Annotated in this window: 13 protein-coding genes; 8 read left to right on the top strand and 5 right to left on the bottom strand. The window is 47.6% G+C overall.

Translation table 11 applies throughout. The annotated features are described in order from the left end of the window. Positions 1 to 146: 146 nt before the first annotated feature. The 5 genes from M1L52_RS09345 to M1L52_RS09325 all read left to right on the top strand — a co-directional run bounded on the left by M1L52_RS09345 (position 147) and on the right by M1L52_RS09325 (position 6,286). Complete coding sequence (locus tag M1L52_RS09345) at positions 147 to 911, top strand: ParA family protein (protein ID WP_248614704.1); 765 nt, start codon at positions 147 to 149, stop codon at positions 909 to 911. 1 nt (position 912) lies between these two features. After that, complete coding sequence (locus M1L52_RS09340; RefSeq protein WP_248614703.1) at positions 913 to 1,842, top strand: ParB/RepB/Spo0J family partition protein; 930 nt, start codon at positions 913 to 915, stop codon at positions 1,840 to 1,842. 62 nt (positions 1,843 to 1,904) lie between these two features. Continuing rightward, positions 1,905 to 2,672: a DUF5683 domain-containing protein gene (locus M1L52_RS09335; RefSeq protein ID WP_248614702.1), complete on the top strand. Its 768-nt coding sequence runs from the start codon at positions 1,905 to 1,907 to the stop codon at positions 2,670 to 2,672. 58 nt (positions 2,673 to 2,730) lie between these two features. Beyond that, positions 2,731 to 3,999 (top strand): transglycosylase SLT domain-containing protein, encoded by a 1,269-nt coding sequence (locus M1L52_RS09330; protein ID WP_410896794.1) that lies wholly within the window; start codon positions 2,731 to 2,733, stop codon positions 3,997 to 3,999. 22 nt (positions 4,000 to 4,021) lie between these two features. Continuing rightward, positions 4,022 to 6,286 (top strand): RelA/SpoT family protein, encoded by a 2,265-nt coding sequence (locus M1L52_RS09325; protein ID WP_248614700.1) that lies wholly within the window; start codon positions 4,022 to 4,024, stop codon positions 6,284 to 6,286. 99 nt (positions 6,287 to 6,385) lie between these two features. Here the strand turns inward: M1L52_RS09325 and M1L52_RS09320 are convergent, their stop codons facing one another. Continuing rightward, on the bottom strand, positions 6,386 to 8,239 hold the full coding sequence (locus M1L52_RS09320) for a carboxypeptidase-like regulatory domain-containing protein (RefSeq protein ID WP_248614699.1): 1,854 nt from the start codon (positions 8,237 to 8,239) through the stop codon (positions 6,386 to 6,388). A gap of 240 nt (positions 8,240 to 8,479) precedes the next feature. Here M1L52_RS09320 and M1L52_RS09315 point away from each other — a divergent pair, with 240 nt between their 5' ends. Then, positions 8,480 to 9,643 carry a helix-turn-helix domain-containing protein gene (locus M1L52_RS09315; protein WP_248614698.1) on the top strand — a complete coding sequence of 388 codons (1,164 nt, stop codon included), beginning with the start codon at positions 8,480 to 8,482 and terminating at the stop codon, positions 9,641 to 9,643. Here M1L52_RS09315 and M1L52_RS09310 read toward each other — a convergent pair. Beyond that, positions 9,631 to 10,482 (bottom strand): phosphatidate cytidylyltransferase, encoded by an 852-nt coding sequence (locus M1L52_RS09310; RefSeq protein ID WP_248614697.1) that lies wholly within the window; start codon positions 10,480 to 10,482, stop codon positions 9,631 to 9,633. The genes M1L52_RS09315 and M1L52_RS09310 overlap by 13 nt on opposite strands. A gap of 364 nt (positions 10,483 to 10,846) precedes the next feature. Between M1L52_RS09310 and M1L52_RS09305 the strand changes: the two genes are divergently transcribed. Then, positions 10,847 to 11,737, top strand: a complete 891-nt coding sequence (locus tag M1L52_RS09305) for a hypothetical protein (RefSeq protein ID WP_248614696.1) — start codon at positions 10,847 to 10,849, stop codon at positions 11,735 to 11,737. Here the strand turns inward: M1L52_RS09305 and M1L52_RS09300 are convergent. Further along, positions 11,724 to 11,873, bottom strand: coding sequence for a hypothetical protein (locus tag M1L52_RS09300; protein ID WP_248614695.1), 150 nt, complete (start codon positions 11,871 to 11,873; stop codon positions 11,724 to 11,726). The genes M1L52_RS09305 and M1L52_RS09300 overlap by 14 nt on opposite strands. A 130-nt stretch (positions 11,874 to 12,003) precedes the next feature. Here M1L52_RS09300 and M1L52_RS09295 point away from each other — a divergent pair, with 130 nt between their 5' ends. Beyond that, a complete protein-coding gene (locus tag M1L52_RS09295) occupies positions 12,004 to 14,478 on the top strand; it encodes a glycoside hydrolase family 2 TIM barrel-domain containing protein (protein ID WP_248614694.1) in 2,475 nt (824 codons plus the stop codon). A gap of 694 nt (positions 14,479 to 15,172) precedes the next feature. On the opposite strand, the gene M1L52_RS09290 is transcribed toward M1L52_RS09295, so the two are convergent. Both M1L52_RS09290 and M1L52_RS09285 read right to left on the bottom strand, forming a co-directional pair. Beyond that, positions 15,173 to 15,313: a hypothetical protein gene (locus M1L52_RS09290; protein WP_248614693.1), complete on the bottom strand. Its 141-nt coding sequence runs from the start codon at positions 15,311 to 15,313 to the stop codon at positions 15,173 to 15,175. Positions 15,314 to 15,325: 12 nt separating this feature from the next. After that, positions 15,326 to 18,550, bottom strand: a complete 3,225-nt coding sequence (locus M1L52_RS09285) for a leucine-rich repeat domain-containing protein (RefSeq protein ID WP_248614692.1) — start codon at positions 18,548 to 18,550, stop codon at positions 15,326 to 15,328.

The following is an 18,550-nucleotide window of genomic DNA, read 5'->3' as shown; positions in this document are numbered from 1 at the left end:
TCTATTATGCTCTTACTGCATGCAAAGATAATCAATTTTTCGACAATAGTAATACTAAAAAACCTAAATAATAAGCCAAACAAGCAAAAAGTATATAGGAAAATATGTATCTTTGCAGTTCATAAACATAAGGAAAGAGATTGAAAATGGGAAAAATCATTGCATTAGCCAATCAGAAAGGCGGTGTGGGTAAGACCACAACGACCATTAACCTGGCAGCTTCATTAGCCACTCTCGAAAAATCCGTCTTAGTGGTCGATGCCGACCCGCAGGCCAACGCCTCCAGCGGACTTGGTGTTGACATCAAGGAAGTTGACTGCTCTCTCTATGAGTGCATCATCGACAAAGCCGACATACGCGATGCCATCTACACAACCGATATTGACGGTCTGGACATTATTCCAAGTCATATCGACCTCGTTGGAGCAGAGATAGAGATGCTGAACCTCGACAATCGCGAGAGGGTGCTGAAAGATATTCTCGCCCCTATACGTTCTGAATACGACTATATCCTCATAGACTGTTCACCATCACTGGGACTCATTACGGTCAACGCGCTGACAGCTGCAGACTCCGTCATCATCCCCGTTCAGTGTGAATACTTTGCCCTTGAGGGTATATCAAAACTCCTCAACACCATCAGAATTATCAAGTCCAAGCTCAACACCCGCTTGGAGATTGAAGGATTCCTCCTCACCATGTACGACTCGCGTCTTCGCCTTGCCAACCAGATTTATGACGAGGTGAAGCGTCATTTCCAGGAACTTGTGTTCAAGACTGTCATCCAGCGTAACGTGAAGCTCTCAGAGAGTCCAAGCCACGGTCTGCCTGTCATCCTTTATGACGCAGACTCTACTGGTTCTAAGAACCACTTGGCACTGGCAAAGGAAATAATCAACAAGAACAGATAGTATGGCTGTACATAAGAAATTTGCAAAGGGTTCTGCTGCCCTCGGACGCGGACTCGACGATATAGGAAACGGTCGCGGACTTGACGCGCTCATCGATACCAGCGACGTGAGAACCCAAGGTTCTTCAAACCTCAACGAGATACCCATTGACCAGATAGAACCCAATCCCGACCAGCCGCGTCATGAGTTTGACCCGACGGCTCTTAACGAGTTGGCACTAAGCATTCAGAACATGGGCATCATAGCGCCTATAACACTGCGTCAGGTAGCTCCCGACCACTATCAGATTATTGCCGGTGAGCGCCGTTGGCGTGCATCGCAGATGGCCGGTTTGAAGACCCTGCCAGCCTACATACGCACTGTTGAAGACGAGAATGTCATGGAGCTGGCACTCGTCGAGAACATTCAGCGTGAGGACCTCAACGCCATAGAGATTGCGTTGGCTTATGAGCATCTTGCTGAGACAACAGGAATGACGCAGGAGAAAATCTCCGAGCGAGTTGGCAAGAGCCGCACTGCCGTCACCAACTACATGCGCCTGCTGAAGCTCCCTGCACAGATACAGATGGCACTTAAGAACCACGAGATAGACATGGGTCACGCACGTGCCCTTCTCTCTATCGACTCACCGTCCATGCAGCTGAAGCTGTTCAGAGAGGTACAGAAAAATCAGTACTCCGTGCGCAAGGTGGAAGACATGGTTAGAATGATAAAGGATGGTGAAGACATGCACGCAGCAAACAAGAAGGTTGCCTCCAAGACACAGCTGCCACCAGAATTCAACACTCTCAAGAAGCGTCTCTCCGACCTGTTCCAGACAAAGGTACAGATGACATGCTCAGCTCAGGGAAAAGGAAAGATCAGCATTCCGTTTGCTGACGAAGAAGAGCTGGAACGCATTATGAATGCATTAGACAGACTTAGAAATTGAGTATAATCACCTTAATATATAACGCGCGCGCACGATGGTGCCTGTTGCTGTTGTTCCTTGGAATGGCAGCAACAAGTGGTTTTGCTCAGGACACTGTGAGCAAGCCTGTTGTCACTGATTCCGTTATCGCTGTTGTAGAGGATTCTGTCATCACAGCAGAAAAAGACTCCGTCGTTGATGCCCTCGACTCGCTATATAACGAGATGCTCGCTGACAGCATGTTCATCAACGAGGCCGACAGCGCCATTCAAGAGTCGCTAATGAACGTTGACGCAAAGAAGAGCGAGGTGATAGTAAAGCAGCAACGCGACTGGAGTCAATGGCGACCCGACCCGAAGCGAGCACTGTGGCTCGCGCTCGTCATCCCTGGCGGTGGCCAGATCTACAACCGCAAATACTGGAAGCTGCCCATCGTCTATGGTGGATTTATCGGCTGTATCTATGCTCTCAGCTGGAACAGCATGATGTACAAAGACTATCAGCAGGCTTATCTCGACATCATGGACGATGACCCCAACACGGCGAGCTACAACAAGTTCCTGCACTTGGGTCGCACCATCGACTCGTCGAACATTGAGCGATACAAGGACATATTCAAAAGCCGCAAAGACCGCTACCGCCGTTGGCGCGACCTCAGCTTCTTCTCAATGGTGGGCATATACGCACTGTCGGTGATTGATGCCTACGTTGATGCCGAGCTCTCAGATTTCGACATAAGCAAGGACCTCAGCATGAAGGTGCGCCCTACAGTGTTCGGCACCAGTGCCAACACCGCCCACAACACATTCTACAACACCTCGGTAGGTGTAAACTGTAGTTTGAACTTTTAAGTAAAGAAAGATGAATAAGCATATCCATATAGATATTACAACTCATTTGCGATGGTTGATGGTGATTGGTCTATTCACCGTTCACTCATCACTGTATGTCAGTCAGGCGACAGCACAGGATGCTGCCGACGACGAAGAAATAGACTTCCCTGAGTCAATGGAAGAAGATGATATTGACAATCTTCTCAACGAGTACCATGCGAAAGCCTATCTCTCTGTCGATGCAGACTGTGAGATGTCAAGCTCTAACCCTACTTTCGGCAAAGAAGTATATATGAAGCGTCTGAAACGTATGCCTACAGAGATGGAGATGCCATACAATGAGGTGGTACAAGCATTCATTGACCGTTACACCGGTCGCATGCGCCACTCTGTCAGCTTCATGCTTGGTGCGTCAAACTTCTTTATGCCACTCTTCGAGGAGGCACTTGAGATGTACCAGCTGCCTCTCGAACTGAAATACCTGCCTATCATTGAGTCGGCACTGAAACCCAATGCCGTATCGCGTGTCGGGGCTGCAGGACTGTGGCAGTTCATGCCAACGACTGGCAAGGAATATGGTCTCGAGATAAATACTCTGGTCGATGAGCGTCGCGACCCTCAGCGTGCATCCTACGCTGCAGCCCACTACCTTAAGGACCTCTACAAGATTTTCGGTGACTGGAACCTAGTAATAGCAGCATATAACTGCGGACCGGCAAACATAAACAAGGCCATACATCGTGCCGGAGGCGAGAAAGACTTCTGGAAGATCTATCCCTACCTACCAAAGGAAACACGTGGTTATGTGCCAGCATTCATAGCAGCCAACTATGTTATGAACTACTACTGCGAGCACAACATCTGCCCGATGAAGTGTGAGCTTCCAGTGAAGACTGACACTGTTGTCGTAACACGCGACATCAACCTCAACCAGATCTCTGCAGTGCTGGGCATAGACATTGAGATGCTGCGCTCTCTTAATCCCAGCTACCGTCGCGACATAGTGCCTGGCAACGAGACTCGCCCCATGGCGATACGCATGATGCCTAACGACGTCGTGCGCTTCATTGACATGCAGGACTCTATCTACAACTACACATCCTCAGAGATATACAAGAAGCGTGACGAGGTTGAAGTACACAATGTCACCGTGAAGGGTGGACGCAGCAATGCCCGCGGCCGCAACTCACGCAGTAGCAGAGGAGCAAAGTCTGTCACCGTGCGCAGTGGCGACACTCTCGGAGCTATTGCCAAGCGCAACGGCACCACCGTGGAGAAGTTGCGCAAGCTGAACGGCATACGCGGTAACAACATTCGTGCGGGAAAGAAGCTGAGAGTAAAGTAAAGAGGGAAATAAAGGAAGGATAATGACTATGGAGGAAGATTTGAAATTACGCGAAGCGGCTGATGAGAAGATGATCAATGATGCATTTGAGGTGTTGCTTAACGACTACCTTAACTCGCGTCACAGAAAGAAGGTTGATCTCATCACTAAGGCATTCAACTTTGCCAAGCAGGCACACAAAGGTGTCCGCCGACTCTCCGGCGAGCCCTATATCATGCACCCAATCGCTGTAGCACAAATAGTATGCTCAGAGATAGGGCTGGGGTCAACGAGCATCTGCGCAGCACTGCTCCACGACGTTGTGGAGGATACCGAATATACCGTTGAGGACATATCAAACATGTTCGGTCCGAAGATTGCACAAATCGTTGACGGACTGACAAAGATCAGCGGTGGCATCTTCGGTGAACAGGCATCTGCCCAGGCAGAGAACTTCAAGAAGCTGCTCCTCACCATGAGCGAGGACATACGTGTGATTCTCATAAAGATTGCCGACCGTCTGCACAACATGCGCACGCTCGACTCGCAGCCAGCCAACAAACAATATAAGATTGCTGGCGAGACGCAGTATCTTTATGCTCCCCTCGCCCATCGCTTGGGTCTCTACAAGATAAAGTCGGAGCTTGAGAACCTCAGCTTCCGCTTTGAACACCCCGAGGAATATGCCGACATAGCATCGAAGTTAAGTGCCACACAGGCATCGCGCCATCAGTTGTTCGACAACTTCACGGCTCCCATAGAGGATGCACTGAAGAAAATGGGACTGAAGTACGAGATTCGTGAGCGTGTGAAGACTCCCTACTCCATCTGGACAAAGATGCAGAACAAGCATGTCACTTTCGACGAGATCTATGACATATTGGCTGTAAGAATAATCTTCACGCCCACATCTCGAGAGAAGGAAGACGAAGAATGCTTCAACATCTACGTTTCTCTGAGCAAGCTATACAAGAGCCATCCCGACCGTCTGCGAGACTGGGTAAACCACCCGAAATCCAACGGCTACCAGGCGCTTCACGTGACGCTGATGTCGAAAGAAGGTCTCTGGATAGAGGTGCAGATACGCAGTGACCGTATGGACGAGATTGCCGAGCAGGGATTGGCAGCCCACTGGAAATACAAGGAGGGTGGCGAATATTCGGAAGACGAGAACGAGCTCAACGAATGGCTCCACACTATCAAGGAGATTCTCGACGACCCACAGCCCGATGCCATGGACTTCCTCGATGCCATAAAGCTGAACCTCTTTGCGAGCGAGATATTCATCTTCACGCCTAAAGGTGAGATAAAAACCATGCCTTCCAACTGCACAGCTCTTGACTTCGCGTTCTCCATACACACCTTCCTTGGCTCTCACTGTATAGGTGCAAAGGTAAACCACAAGCTGGTGCCCATGAGCCACCGTCTTCAGAGCGGTGACCAAGTAGAGATTCTTACCTCAAAGTCACAGCATGTGTCACCGGCATGGATTAATTTCGTCAATACCGCAAAAGCAAAAGCGAAGATACAGTCCATACTACGTCACGACAATCGCGAGTCGCAGAAGAATGGCGAGGATATACTTAACGAGTGGGCAAAGAAGAACTCCATAGAGCTTACTCCAGCCATGATAGACCAACTGGCAGAGTTCCATGACACAAAACGTCGCGAAGAGTTCTTCCAGGCACTTGGCGATAAGACCATTCTCCTTGGTGACAAAGATCTTGACGAGCTGAAAGGCAAGAACAAGAAGAGCGAGAGCAGTGGCGGCTGGCGTCGCTACGTGCCGTTTGTCAAGGCAAAGAAGAAGGAGGAACCAGCAGAATCCGAACTGTTTGTCGTTCCCGAGAAGTTCAATCGCAAAAAGCCCATCTATATCACCGACGACAATATCCGTCAATATAAGTTCCCTTCATGCTGTCACCCTATCCCTGGCGACGACGTGCTCGGATATATAGACAATAAGAACCAGATTGAGATTCACAAGCGTGCCTGTCCTGTTGCCAACAAGCTGAAGACCAGCTATGGCAACCGCATACTCGACGCAAAGTGGGACATGCACAAGAAGCTGTTCTTCGATGCTACTATCCGTCTCAGCGGCATTGACCGTCGCGGACTTGTTCATGAGGTGACAAACGTCATCTCCCAGCAACTGTCTGTTGACATACGCCGCATTCTTTTCACTACCGAGGATGGAATCTTCGACGGCTCAATAGACCTGCGTGTTCATGACTGCGCCGATTTGAAGCAAATCATGGACAGCCTGAAAGAGGTGGACGACCTGAAAGAGATTTCACGCATCATGTAATAACCGCGACCACATCGCACATAAAAAAGCCTCGCAGCTTTTCCTCCATGAAGGAATTGCTGCGAGGCAAATCTATAAATATCATCCAATTTTCCTTTATTAGTTAGCAGCCTTAGCATCAAACTCAACGGTTGCCTTAACGTCAACACTTTCAAAACCATTCATCTGATCATAATAAGTACCATCAACGTCAGTCATCTTTATATGATAGACATCGCCATCACGTGTAACCTCTGCTTTCTGATAACTGATATTAAGGCCGAAGTGAGGTCCTTTTTCTTCCATATAGTTGAAGTAAGCGCTGTTGAACGTAGTCTGGCTGGCATCATAGCCCTGAATTCCGAAATGCATGCTCACTCTTCCGTCATTATCGCCATCACCATGTATATCGCCAGAAACACTAAACATACCACCTGAAACATCAGCAGTCCACAGACCACCAGCCTTTGGACCAGGGAGAGGATAATTCATGTTCAGTCCAAGTTTACTGTTCTTTACGTTGAACCTACCTGTACCTGAACCGCTTGTTGTGTTTGCCTGAAGGTCTATACGCTGGTCATTGCCATCAAGAGTGAATTCTTTGGAAACAATGTCACCGTTAGAGAAGCGTGCATAGATAGTAGCTGGACCATTATAGCCTACAGGTCCGAAGATGCGGTATGCGCCATTGAGGTCGGTCATTACCTTATCTGTTAGCTCATATCCATTATAAACTATATAGACCATGCACACATTTGAGCCAGAACCAGAATTTGTTACAACGCCAGAGATTGCTGGAGCAGCAGGCAGTTTGAATTCGATGCTCTTAGTATCTCCTCCATTAAGCTTATTAACAGTAACCTTCTTTTCCTTAGAAGTATCATATCCAGCATAGTTACCGTAAGCCTCAGATGCCACTCTCACATAGAACTTCACATCGCTTGGAACCTCGCACTTGATTTTGCCGTCTTTATCTGTATAGAATGTACGCTGACCATCGATATCGACAGGCACATTAGCAATTGGCTTGTCATTTGTATCCTTAACAGTTATATTCAGTGTAGCCTTAAGGCTTGGAGCATCGAGGTTGTGCCATGAGAAGTGCTTCACCTTACCAACATACTCATTGCCTTGGAATTCAGCTTCACCCTCTTTCTCCCAAAGGCCAGTCTCTTCGTTGAAGCTCCAGAGATCAATCTTTTCAGGAAGTGGATTCTCTGTATCTGTAGCAAATCTATTAGGTACAGGGAAACGAAGTGTTGCCTCGTTGCCTTCAGCCATCTGCAGCTTCTCGCCATTAGTGCCAGTGAACTCAACACCTACCATACCATAGCTAACCAACTGCTCGCCTTGATTTGTTGCAAGGTCGCCAGGCATCTGCTCTGAGAAATCCCCATCATCAGGATTCAGATATGCAGCTTTCGCATTAACCGTACCTGTGTATGGGGTTTTGCTTTCAGTTACGAAGCCGCCAGGAACTTCAACAACCATATTATTACTGCCCCAGTAGTCAGTCTGCATAGTAATTGTTGTTCCACCAGTAGCAGTGAACGTTGTTTCCTTATCAACTGCTTTCATCACAACGTTGAGACGAGAATTGCCTTCAACTGGTATAGAACGTACGATGCTCAGACAGTTTTCTGCCTCGAACTTCACTACGGCATACCCATTTTCCACCTTTACCTCATCGAGCTTATAGAAGCCGTTGCCATCGGTAGTAGCAATATTAGAACCAGAAGTGACTTTCACATTTGCCAAAGGAGATGGTCTCATATATGAACTAGGATCAGAAAAGGTAACGACACCTGAAATCTTGGCAAACACCATATTATCGGGATCACCAGGAGGATTAGGAGTCGGGGTAGGCTGCTCTTGTGGTTTGTTTTCTCCCTTGTTGTCATCATCGCTGCAAGAGACGAAAGTCATGCCAAATACCATGGCAAGACCAAAGAATAAAAGATTGAGTTTCTTCATAATTTTTGTAAGGTTTTAGTTTTTAAAATAATCTATTTCTTTCTCACACATTTAAATTTCTAATGAACATTGCAAATTTCGGGAAATTTCTTTGATTATCCATTAACAAACCAAGAGAATAGTATTGCAAAATCACAATCCACACGTTCATATTCACAAAAATTAATTACAAAATCGCATTTTTAGGGTAAAACACGATGAAATCAATTCAAAATTACTAATTTTGCAGACGTGACAGCAATGATATTCACAGCAATGCCCATGTTCGTGTGTCTGTTCTGGAGCGTGATGCTCACACTCGACATGTTGACCGAAGGTAGAAGCCGCCAGCGGACCTGCCTTCTAATTTTCATGCTATCAGCATCAGTACTTTATTTCGGCCATTGTGTGTTCTTTAATCATAACACAGAGCTTATACCAGTCTCCGACACGCTCTACTGCGCAGCCAACCTGTCGGTATATCCCCTATATTACATATATATATGTGAACTGACAACACGAAAGGAGAACCTACGCACATACTGGCTGTTCATTGTGCCAGCCATCGTAGCAGGACTGTCAGTAGGAGTGCTATACTCCATGATGACAAAAGAAGAGAGTGCTATGTTCATTAACGGCTACCTTTACAACAATGTGCGCACGAGCACCACCCCACTTGTAGGGTTTCAGGTGTTTATTCACGACACATGCAAGGTATTGTTTGCACTTATCCTGGTACCTATACTTGTTAACGGCCTACGACGCATAAACCGCTATGAGGCCCTGCTACGCGCAACCTATGCCGACCTTGAAGATAAGTCGCTCGGCATGCTTCACCACATGCTAATAATGTTCGTAGCCATATCGCTGCTGTCATTTGTAGCAAACATCATTGGACGAGCATACTTCAACGAGACGAGCTGGCTCATAAGCATTCCGTCAATGCTGTTCTCAATGCTTCTGTTCACACTGGGCTATGCTGGCTACCGACAGCGTTTCTCAATGCGAGACATAGAGAGTGACGAGCAGATGGCCGATGAAGTTGTTGACGAGTCAACAAACATCTCAGAGCTAAGGACGAGAATAGAACAGCTGATGGTACAGGAACGGCTCTACCTGAGTCCGAACCTGAAGATTGTTGACCTTGTGAAGCAGCTGAACACTAATCGCAACTATATCTACCGGGCTATTAATCGCGGCAAGGGCATATCGTTCACTGAATATGTAAACGGCATGCGCATAGACTATGCCAAGAACCTCATTGAGCGCAATCCTGAAATGACTCTTGCCGAGGTCGCCATGAAGTCGGGATTCAGCAGTAGCACATCGTTCTACCGTAATTTCAAGTCACTTACAGGCATGGGGCCAAAAGACTATCTTGACAGCGTCAAGAACAAAGCCAACAGAACGATTCAGAACAGCTGAAGAGTGTATAGATAGACCACTGCAGCAGGAACAGCCATCAACGTAGAGTCGAATCGGTCGAGCATTCCACCGTGACCAGGGAGAATATTACCAGAATCCTTAATACCTATAGTACGCTTAAAGAGGCTCTCAATAAGGTCGCCCCATGTGCCGAAGACAACGATGACGAGGCCCAGGCCAGCCCACTCCACTGCCGAAAGGCCCAGCTCGTTGACACCATGTTGCTCAGTGATGTGCCACAGGAGCACTGCCGCCGCCATGACCAAGATGGCTCCGCCTATGCTGCCCTCCCAGCTCTTTCCTGGAGAGATGCGTGGAAACAGCTTGTGACGACCAAGCAGCGAGCCGCAGATATACGCGCCGGCATCGTTGATCCACAGGAAAACAAACACACAAAGCGGTGTGAGATAGGTATAGCAGATGCCTGTGCCGTCGCTGCGAAACGCCAATACGTTGAGCAATGAGAATGGCAACGCTATGTAAAGCTGCGACATCATGGTATAAGCCCAGTCATGTATAGGGTCTTCAGCCTTGAGATAAAGCTCTGCCACCATGAGGTAGATAATGCTTACAAGATAAGGGATGAAAACTGACGAAGGTGCCAGTCCACTGTTATAGCCTGCCATGGCGAAGAAGAGGAACACGCCTGCCACGGTGGTGATGAAACGGTTAATGGTCACTGCCTTGCGGGTTTCATTGACGAGTCCCGAAAACTCCCAGATGGTCATTCCCGTGACAAGGGCGAACAACAGCACCATTGCCTTCGGATCAAGGAAACATGTCACGATAGCCGCAACAAAGAATACGGCAGTAATAGTTCTGACAATAAAGTTTTTCATAAGTATGCTCTTTTGTTGGCGCAAAAGTACGAATTATTTTTGAATATTCCCAAAAAAAATCTTACTTTTACCATGAAATTCAAAAAGAATAATCATTCAACGAGAATCAAAATAAACATATACACAAACCTGCTAATGCCATTTCCTGCGCACACTTTTGTCAAATTTTTTCATATTTTGCACACTCATTTTTTGCATCAAAAAATCTCCTCATGCGTTATTATTTTTTTGAAAAATTGGCGATAGTTGTGAATCTGAATGCTTTTTTTATGAATATGTAAACGACACTTCGATAAGAACTACTAACTTTGCGAAATATTTCATTTGCAAATGCATGAACAATATTAACAATAAAACTATTATTATGAAATCAATGAAAAACCTAAAATTCTGGAGCCTTCTGATAGGCTTAGTATTCGGCTCTTTGGCCTTTGTGGCGTGTGGTGATGATGACGATGACAATTCCAACAATCCTACGCCTACACCAACGCCTCCAACAAACATTTTACTCGGCAAATGGTCGAAAAGCACAGTTATTCCTGGTGGCGAAAATCAGACACAAGGCAAGTACTACGCTGTTGTCACCAACAGCTACGAGTTCAAGAGCGATATGACCTTTGAGTCCTCTACCTCTTCCGTTACCATTTATGAAAAAGAAAATCCCGCTGAACAGTTCACTCGCACAACAGGCACTTATACTTTTGAGAACAATCAGCTGACGCTCAACTACAAGAAGTTTGAGTTCTGGAACTGGAACGAGGAGAAGTGGACCAGTCATGGCAACGTACAGCCATATACTGTACAGTACAGAGTGACCACTACTGATAACTCGATAACCTTTACTAACGATACAGAGGCCATCACTATAACCAAGCATGACGTATATATCAATAAGGTACTGGGCACTTGGGAGTATGACTATGACGATGGTGTCAATGTAAAGGAGCAGTGGCAGATAACCCAGAATTCTATTACACGTGTCTATACTTATTATCTAAGCGAAGAACTAGTTGGTGCCGGCGTTACTGGTACTTATGAAATAGCATTGGTAAAGAACACGAAAGGACAGCAGGCCTTCAACTGCCATTTTGATCACTTCATGAAATGCATAGATGCCAGCAAACTACAGTTCGAAGTAGGTGAAGAAACAGGCCGTGGCGGTCAGGACTATGTAGTTCCCTTCAACTATGACAGCGACAAAGACAAGCTGACCATCAACTTCAACGGAAAAATCAGGACGCTTAAGCGTAAATAGTTATCTCAAAAATTCTCCTCGTGGTCATAGCGAGGCATGCGGCGTATGAGCTTGTGGGCAGCAGAGTGCCACTCCACACCTTCAGGCCCATGGCTTTGGCAGGCTTGACATATATCTCCTCTACCCCATGCTCCATCTATTATGCCGAGTAGCGTCAACTTTTGTTAATAATTGGGCTCAAAGATAGCTAATATTCGTTTATTTTTCATATCTTTACACCCAGATTTAATATGTTTTGTGATAAGCAATAGATAAGTTACAAGGACATGAAGAAGATTTTTATGACAACCATGCTGCTCATCGCAATGATTTCAGCATCAGCACAAACACGCCAGCTCTTTGATTTCGGCTGGCAGTTCACACATCGCTCGGCTTCGCCGCTTGGCTCGTCCAAGAATGTAACGACGCAGACCGTGGACTTGCCTCACGACTGGGACATCTTCGAAGGTCCTAATTCGGGTAAGGGTGCTACAGGCACTGGTGGCGGATGGTTCGAGGCTGGCAAGGGCGAGTACCGGAAACAGTTTAGATTGGAGAGTGAAGATATTATAGATAAACTTGTCAAGCTTCACTTCGATGGCGTCTATCAGAAGGCTGAGGTCTATGTAAACGGACAGCATGCTGGACAGCATCACTATGGATACACACCATTCACAGTTGATGTAACGCCTTATATTTATAAGGACAAACGAGAAAATGAGGTTGTCGTAAAAGTCGATAACTCTGAGCAGCCAAACTGTCGCTGGTATTCAGGTTCTGGTATCTATCGCCACGTATGGTTGGAGACCATGCCCACCCTGCACATTGCCGAGAATGGCGTGTTCGTCACAACGCCGGAGGTGTCAGCAGGCAAGGCAAAGGTGCAGGTTGAGGTAACTCTGCAGAACGAAGGCAACAATGACCGGCAGGGCATCGTTGAGGTGGAAGGTCAGCAGCAAGAAGTATCGCTGAAAGCCGGCGAGAGCAAGGCTGTCACCTTTACCTACACCATCAACAATCCCAAGCTCTGGTCGCCAGAGTCGCCATACCTTTATACAGCTAAAGTAAGTCTATCTACTCCCCTCTCTGCTCAGAGAGGGGCTGGGGGTGAGTCTGTCAAATTCGGCATCCGTACGTTCTCGTTCGATGCCGAGAATGGCTTCGTTCTCAACGGTAAGAAGGTGCTCATCAATGGTGCCTGCGTTCACCATGACGACGGTGTGCTGGGTGCTATGGCCTTCGACGATGCAGAGATCCGCAAGGTGCGCCAGATGAAGGAGGCAGGCTTCAACCTCATCCGCACCTCACATAATCCCACTACGCGCGCCTTCCTCGACGCCTGCGACTCTTTAGGTATGCTCGTCATCGACGAGGCCTTCGATGGCTGGCGCACACAGAAGAATCCCTACGACTACTCCACAGTCATCGACTCCTGCTATCGCGAGGACATCCATGCCATGGTGCTGCGCGATCGCAACCATCCCAGCGTCATTTCGTGGAGCATTGGCAACGAGGTCATCGAGCGTAAGGACATCCGCGTGGTCTATACCGCCCGACAGATGAAGAAGGCCATCCACGAACTCGACACTACACGCCCCGTTACTGAGGCCCTCTGTGCCTGGGACCGTGACTGGGAAATCTACGATCCACATGCTGAGGTGCTCGACGTGGCTGGCTATAACTACATGATCTTCAAGCACGCCACCGACCACGAGCGCGACCCCAAGCGCGTCATCTGGCAGACGGAGAGCTATCCGCGCGATGCCTTCCGCAACTGGTCTGTAGCTAACGACTTCCCCTACGTTGTGGGTGACATAGTTTGGACAGGTCTCGACTATCTGGGCGAGAGCGGCATAGGTCGTAACTATTACAAAGGTGAGCGCGAGGGCGAGTCGTGGATTAAGGGTGGACAGCCTGAATGGCACGGTGCTCCCTGTGGCGATGTAGATATCACCGGCTGGCGCAAACCCATCAGCCATTATCGCGAGATGCTGTGGAATAGTGTAGAGTGTAGAACTGAGAGTGTAGAGTTTGCTACCGCTTCCAATTCTTTCGCGAGAGGAACAGCGGAAGCAAACTCTACACTCTACACTCTACACTCTCAACTATATATGGCCGTCAAGGAGCCAAACGGTTACCACGGTGAGATTCACACCACTATGTGGAGCGTATGGCCCACATGGGAATCGTGGACATGGCCTGGTTGGGAAGGTAAACCCATAGAAGTGGAGGTAAATACCAAAGCACCAGAGGTAAAGCTCTATCTCAACGACCAGCTCATTGGCACGAAGAAGGTCAACCGCTCTACAGAGTTCAAGGCCGTCTTCACTGTAAACTACGAACCAGGCACTCTACGCGCTGTAGCATCTGATAGCTCCCCTCTCTTTGGGAGAGGGGCTGGGGGTGAGGCCACTCTTCAGACCGCTGGCGCCCCAGCTCGTCTGCGTCTAACCCCAGACCGTACCGTGATGACAGCCGATGGACAGTCACTTACCTTTGTCACCGTCGAGGTTCTTGACAAACAAGGCACACCAGTACCTGAAGCCGCCATCCCCTGCGAAGCTACTGTCAAAGGAGCTGGTAAGCTGTTAGCCTTTGCCTCTGCCGACCTCAAGGATACAGAGCCCTACACCTCGCCTCGTGTAAAGACATGGAAGGGTCGTGCCCTACTCGTTGTTCGCAGCACACAAAAGGGAGGCTCCGTCAACGTAACCATCAAGAGCCCATTGCCCACCGCCAGTCTAAAGCTAAAGAGCAAATAAGAGGGGCTCACTCTTGCGATACCTTATGCCAGGGGACATCTCCCCTCTCCAATCCTACGTTGGGCGAGACGGTCTGTCCCTGCTGTCTTCTAGGACAGCACCCTGACTCGCTTACCTATCGCGTGTCAATGTACTGTCCCTTCTATGTTCGATAATCGTTTTCATACCGAAAGAACTGTTCGGAACTAATCCGCCGCATTGTTTAGACAGAATTGTAATGTATGACAGTCCAAACTGCGATATAGTCCTAACTATACTATTTTACAAACTCGTCGAGTTTGGTGACCAAAGTCGACGAGTTTGGTGACCAAAGTCGACGATTTTGGTTTTCAAGATATTAAGAACAAGAATACATGGATGTCAAAACTATATTATAGAACTGCCAGAACAAGAACGCAAAACGAGCTACTGATATCAGTGGCTCGCTTGGATTATAGTATGTCAGGGGACTCCCTTGACATATTAGCATAAGTTATCTCCCCTCTCCCATCCTACGTTAGTCGAGACATCACTGTCCCTGCGTCACCCAGAATGTTCCTGTGGTTAACTATAAGGGCAACCAGATGGTGGTCAACCTCTGATGGTGCTGAACACAAATAAAAGGGCAGTGATTCACTGCCCTTTTATTTGTGCCCTTTGTCTCTCTTATAATAGTGACACAGCACGCTTATATTTCGAAGTGTGATGGGAATTTTTATTGACCGCCGTCATAATCCCAATCTTTGTAATCTTCATCGTCAACAAACTGACTTTCCACAGGGCTGCCTGTTAGTAAATAGGACTTATACTTTAGTATTACCACGCTCGTGGCGGGTTTTTCATATTTTTTCTTCATTGCTGTGTCCTCCTATTTGTTAATGTACTTTTTACCGTTGTGGATATACGTGCCCTTCTGGGGTTTTCCGCTGAGCAGTCTGCCGTTCATGTCGTAGTAGTGCTCCGTGCCGTCGGCATCGATGGTGCGAATCTGCTGGATGTCAGTCACCTCACCGTCGTCTATGACCATGTTAAGAGCGCGGGCGCCACTATTTGTAGTAGCTTGGAAGTAAGCACGGAAGGGACCAATGTATGCCTTGGGCTGGTTCTCAGGCACCTTGTGCCACTTGCCGTCGCTTTGCAAGATGTAGGTGGGTTTATCTGCGTCGTAGAGTGTGCTATTGGGGATGGTTGTCGTAGTGCCCTTCAGTTCATAGCCTCCCACCGTCCATGAGCCGTTGGTGTCGCTGACGATCGTAATATTCTCATCTGTGCTAAGATCCACATCGTTCTCGCCGCTAACAACAATATAATAAGGTGTAAAGGCTGCCATTTCCTTGTTCACAACCTCGGTGAAGGTGATAGTGGTGACGCCTGTAACGACCTCGCTACTGGTGGGATAGTACACCTTGGCGTTTTCGTTGGTGAGTGTCAGCGTGTAAGGCAGATAGCTGGTATATCCCGTAGCGACATATTCGAATGTACCTTCTTGCTTTTTCACAGTTAGACTATCAATCACAATATCCTCGTCGGTATCTGTTACTTTCTCAACGAGATTAGCCTCGAGGCTTCGGTTGAAGTTTACACCATGTGATACCGTAAGAGGTGTTACACGAGGATTGAAATTCCAATTCTCTGTCAACGACAGTCGGTCTGCTGTGCTACCGATGACGACGTTGAACTCACCAGTATTTGCCGTGTTTCCAGTAGGCAGATAAATCATGGTGTAGTCGCTCATGCCATAGAACGGATTGTCGGGGTCACTACGGTCAACCGTCACGTTGATAATATATTTATCGTTATTGATGAATCCTTTAATGGCCGTTATATCCACATAGCGAAGATTGTAGGCTTCATCAAAGATGGCAGCGTCCAGTTTGAACCACTTTTCCGATGGGAACGTGATGCTGGTCAGTCCATTGCAAGAACTGAAACAGTTGTTCATAATCCAAACGCAGTTTTCTGTGAGGCTTTCAGCAGGTATTGTATAGTCGCCCGTCTTGCCTGAAGCACAAACCACAATATAACTGCCGTAATTTGTATTGTGTATCAGCACGTTGTCCACACTGATGTAGCCATTGGCATTCCCGTCTGCCACGGTAATCGTAGTCAGTTTAGGACAGTGGGCCAGGAAGTTGCCCTTATGATCCGCGAAACCTGTACCGATATGGAAATCGGTGAGTTCATCGCATCCCACGAAGGCTTCCTCACCAACATAAGTCACAGCATTGGGCAAACTTACGCTAGTCAAAGTGTCACAATTGTAGAAAGCTCTGTCACCAATAGACGTGATGTTACTGCCAATAGTTACTGAAGTCATCGTCTGGTTATCCATGAAGACTTCTGAAGCGATGCCTGTAACAGGTTTCTCATTGAAGGTATTGGGAATGGTAACCGATGCGTCACTGCCCGTATATTTCACGATTTCGTAACTTGCATCACCAGCCGGACGATAAACGAAATCGCCAGAAACTACGTCTACGCAGTTGTTAATATACATGTCCTTCAGCGTGGCAGGCACAGGATAATCTACGTAGTTTTCAGTGAAGTAGTACCAGTTGTCTGTACCCAGAACGGTCTGGGTCTTAGCCTGGTTCATGTCTGACTCTGCATTATACCCCTCATTGCCAGATGCGCTTAATGTACCACCACCTTCTTGATGTCCTAATACAGATCTATCTACATTAGCTATCCAATAAGCGCAGTTCGTAATGGTACTTTCTATAGACTTGTTGGTTTTTCCGACTATTTTACCCAGATTATCGGTGGCCACGCTTCCCCAGAGATAGCTGCTTCTCGCAAAACAGCGATTGACATTGACAGCGCCAGCGCCACCAACGATACCACCAATAACGTCAGAATTGAAGCTATGGAGAAAGTTAGAAGCCGAGCAATCGGAGATAGTCACATTGTTATAGACATTGCCGACAATGCCGCCAGTCCAACCAGAACAAGTCACCCGTCCTTGGAACATGCAGCGCTCTATGGTGGCATCCTGGGCATAGCCTACAATGCCGCCACCACTGCCACTGTTTGCATTAACGGTATAATCACCCCCGGAAGGGAAATTGCTGGTCACCAGCACGTCGGTAATATGGCTGCTATTATATGCATATCCTACTACAGAGCCTACATAGTCATGACCAACTACCTTGGGATTCAGCAGATGCATATTGTAGATGGTAGCGTTAGTGGCATAGCCAAACAATCCCTGATAATTAGTTGAAGGATGATTAACATTAAGATTTTTGATGATGTGGCCTCCACCATCAAAAATGCCATCGAAAGCATGTCCATACAATCCTATAGGAGTCCATTTTTCACCACTCAGGTCAATGTCTGCCATCAACTTAAAACTGGTAGCGTTAATCGTACCGTTGTTCACAGCATCACGGAAAGCAATAAACTCTGCTTTCGAGGTGATAGCCAAGGGCTCGTTGCTGAGCTCGTAGATACGGGCGAAAGCTTCCTCCCAACCCACTTTCTCGTTGGCACGAGTCTGTGTGCCTGAAGAAGTGCCGTCAAACTTACTATTTTTATAGTTGTTCAAATAACCTGCAGGAACGAAGAGGTTGCGCACTAAGGATTTCTCTCGCATGCTCTCCTTGGTGCCAAGCACAGAGAAGACATCGTTCCACTGCCATGTGGGGGCGGTGGTTCCCATGCAACGCATAGTCGTCAGACTGGTGAGGTTACAGAAGGCGCCGGCTCCGATGGTTTGCAACGTGGCTGGCAGCCTGATCTCTGTCACTGAGGAGCAACCTACAAAGGCATAGTCGCCAATGTGCTCAACACCTTCTCCGATGGTTACTCTTGTCAGTTTGTTGCACAGACGGAAAGCAAACTGTCCGATAACAACTTTATAGGACTCGCCCTGATAGGTCACCGAACCAGGAATGACGAGTTCACCATCCTCGTAGTGATTGATACAGGAGGTATAGCCATTGCCCAAAGTGGCAGTCTTGGCTTCGGTGTCATAGATACAGATAGCCTTTGTGTCTGGAGTTGCCAGTGTCAACGTTCCCAGCACTTTCTCTGCAAATGCCAGTGACGGCAGCAGAGCGACCATGATTAGGGATATATATTTTTTAATCAT

Source organism: Prevotella sp. E13-27 (genome assembly GCF_023217965.1).
GTDB lineage: Bacteria > Bacteroidota > Bacteroidia > Bacteroidales > Bacteroidaceae > Prevotella.
Note: the sequence above shows the minus strand (reverse complement) of the source record. Positions and strands in the feature narration are given on the sequence as shown.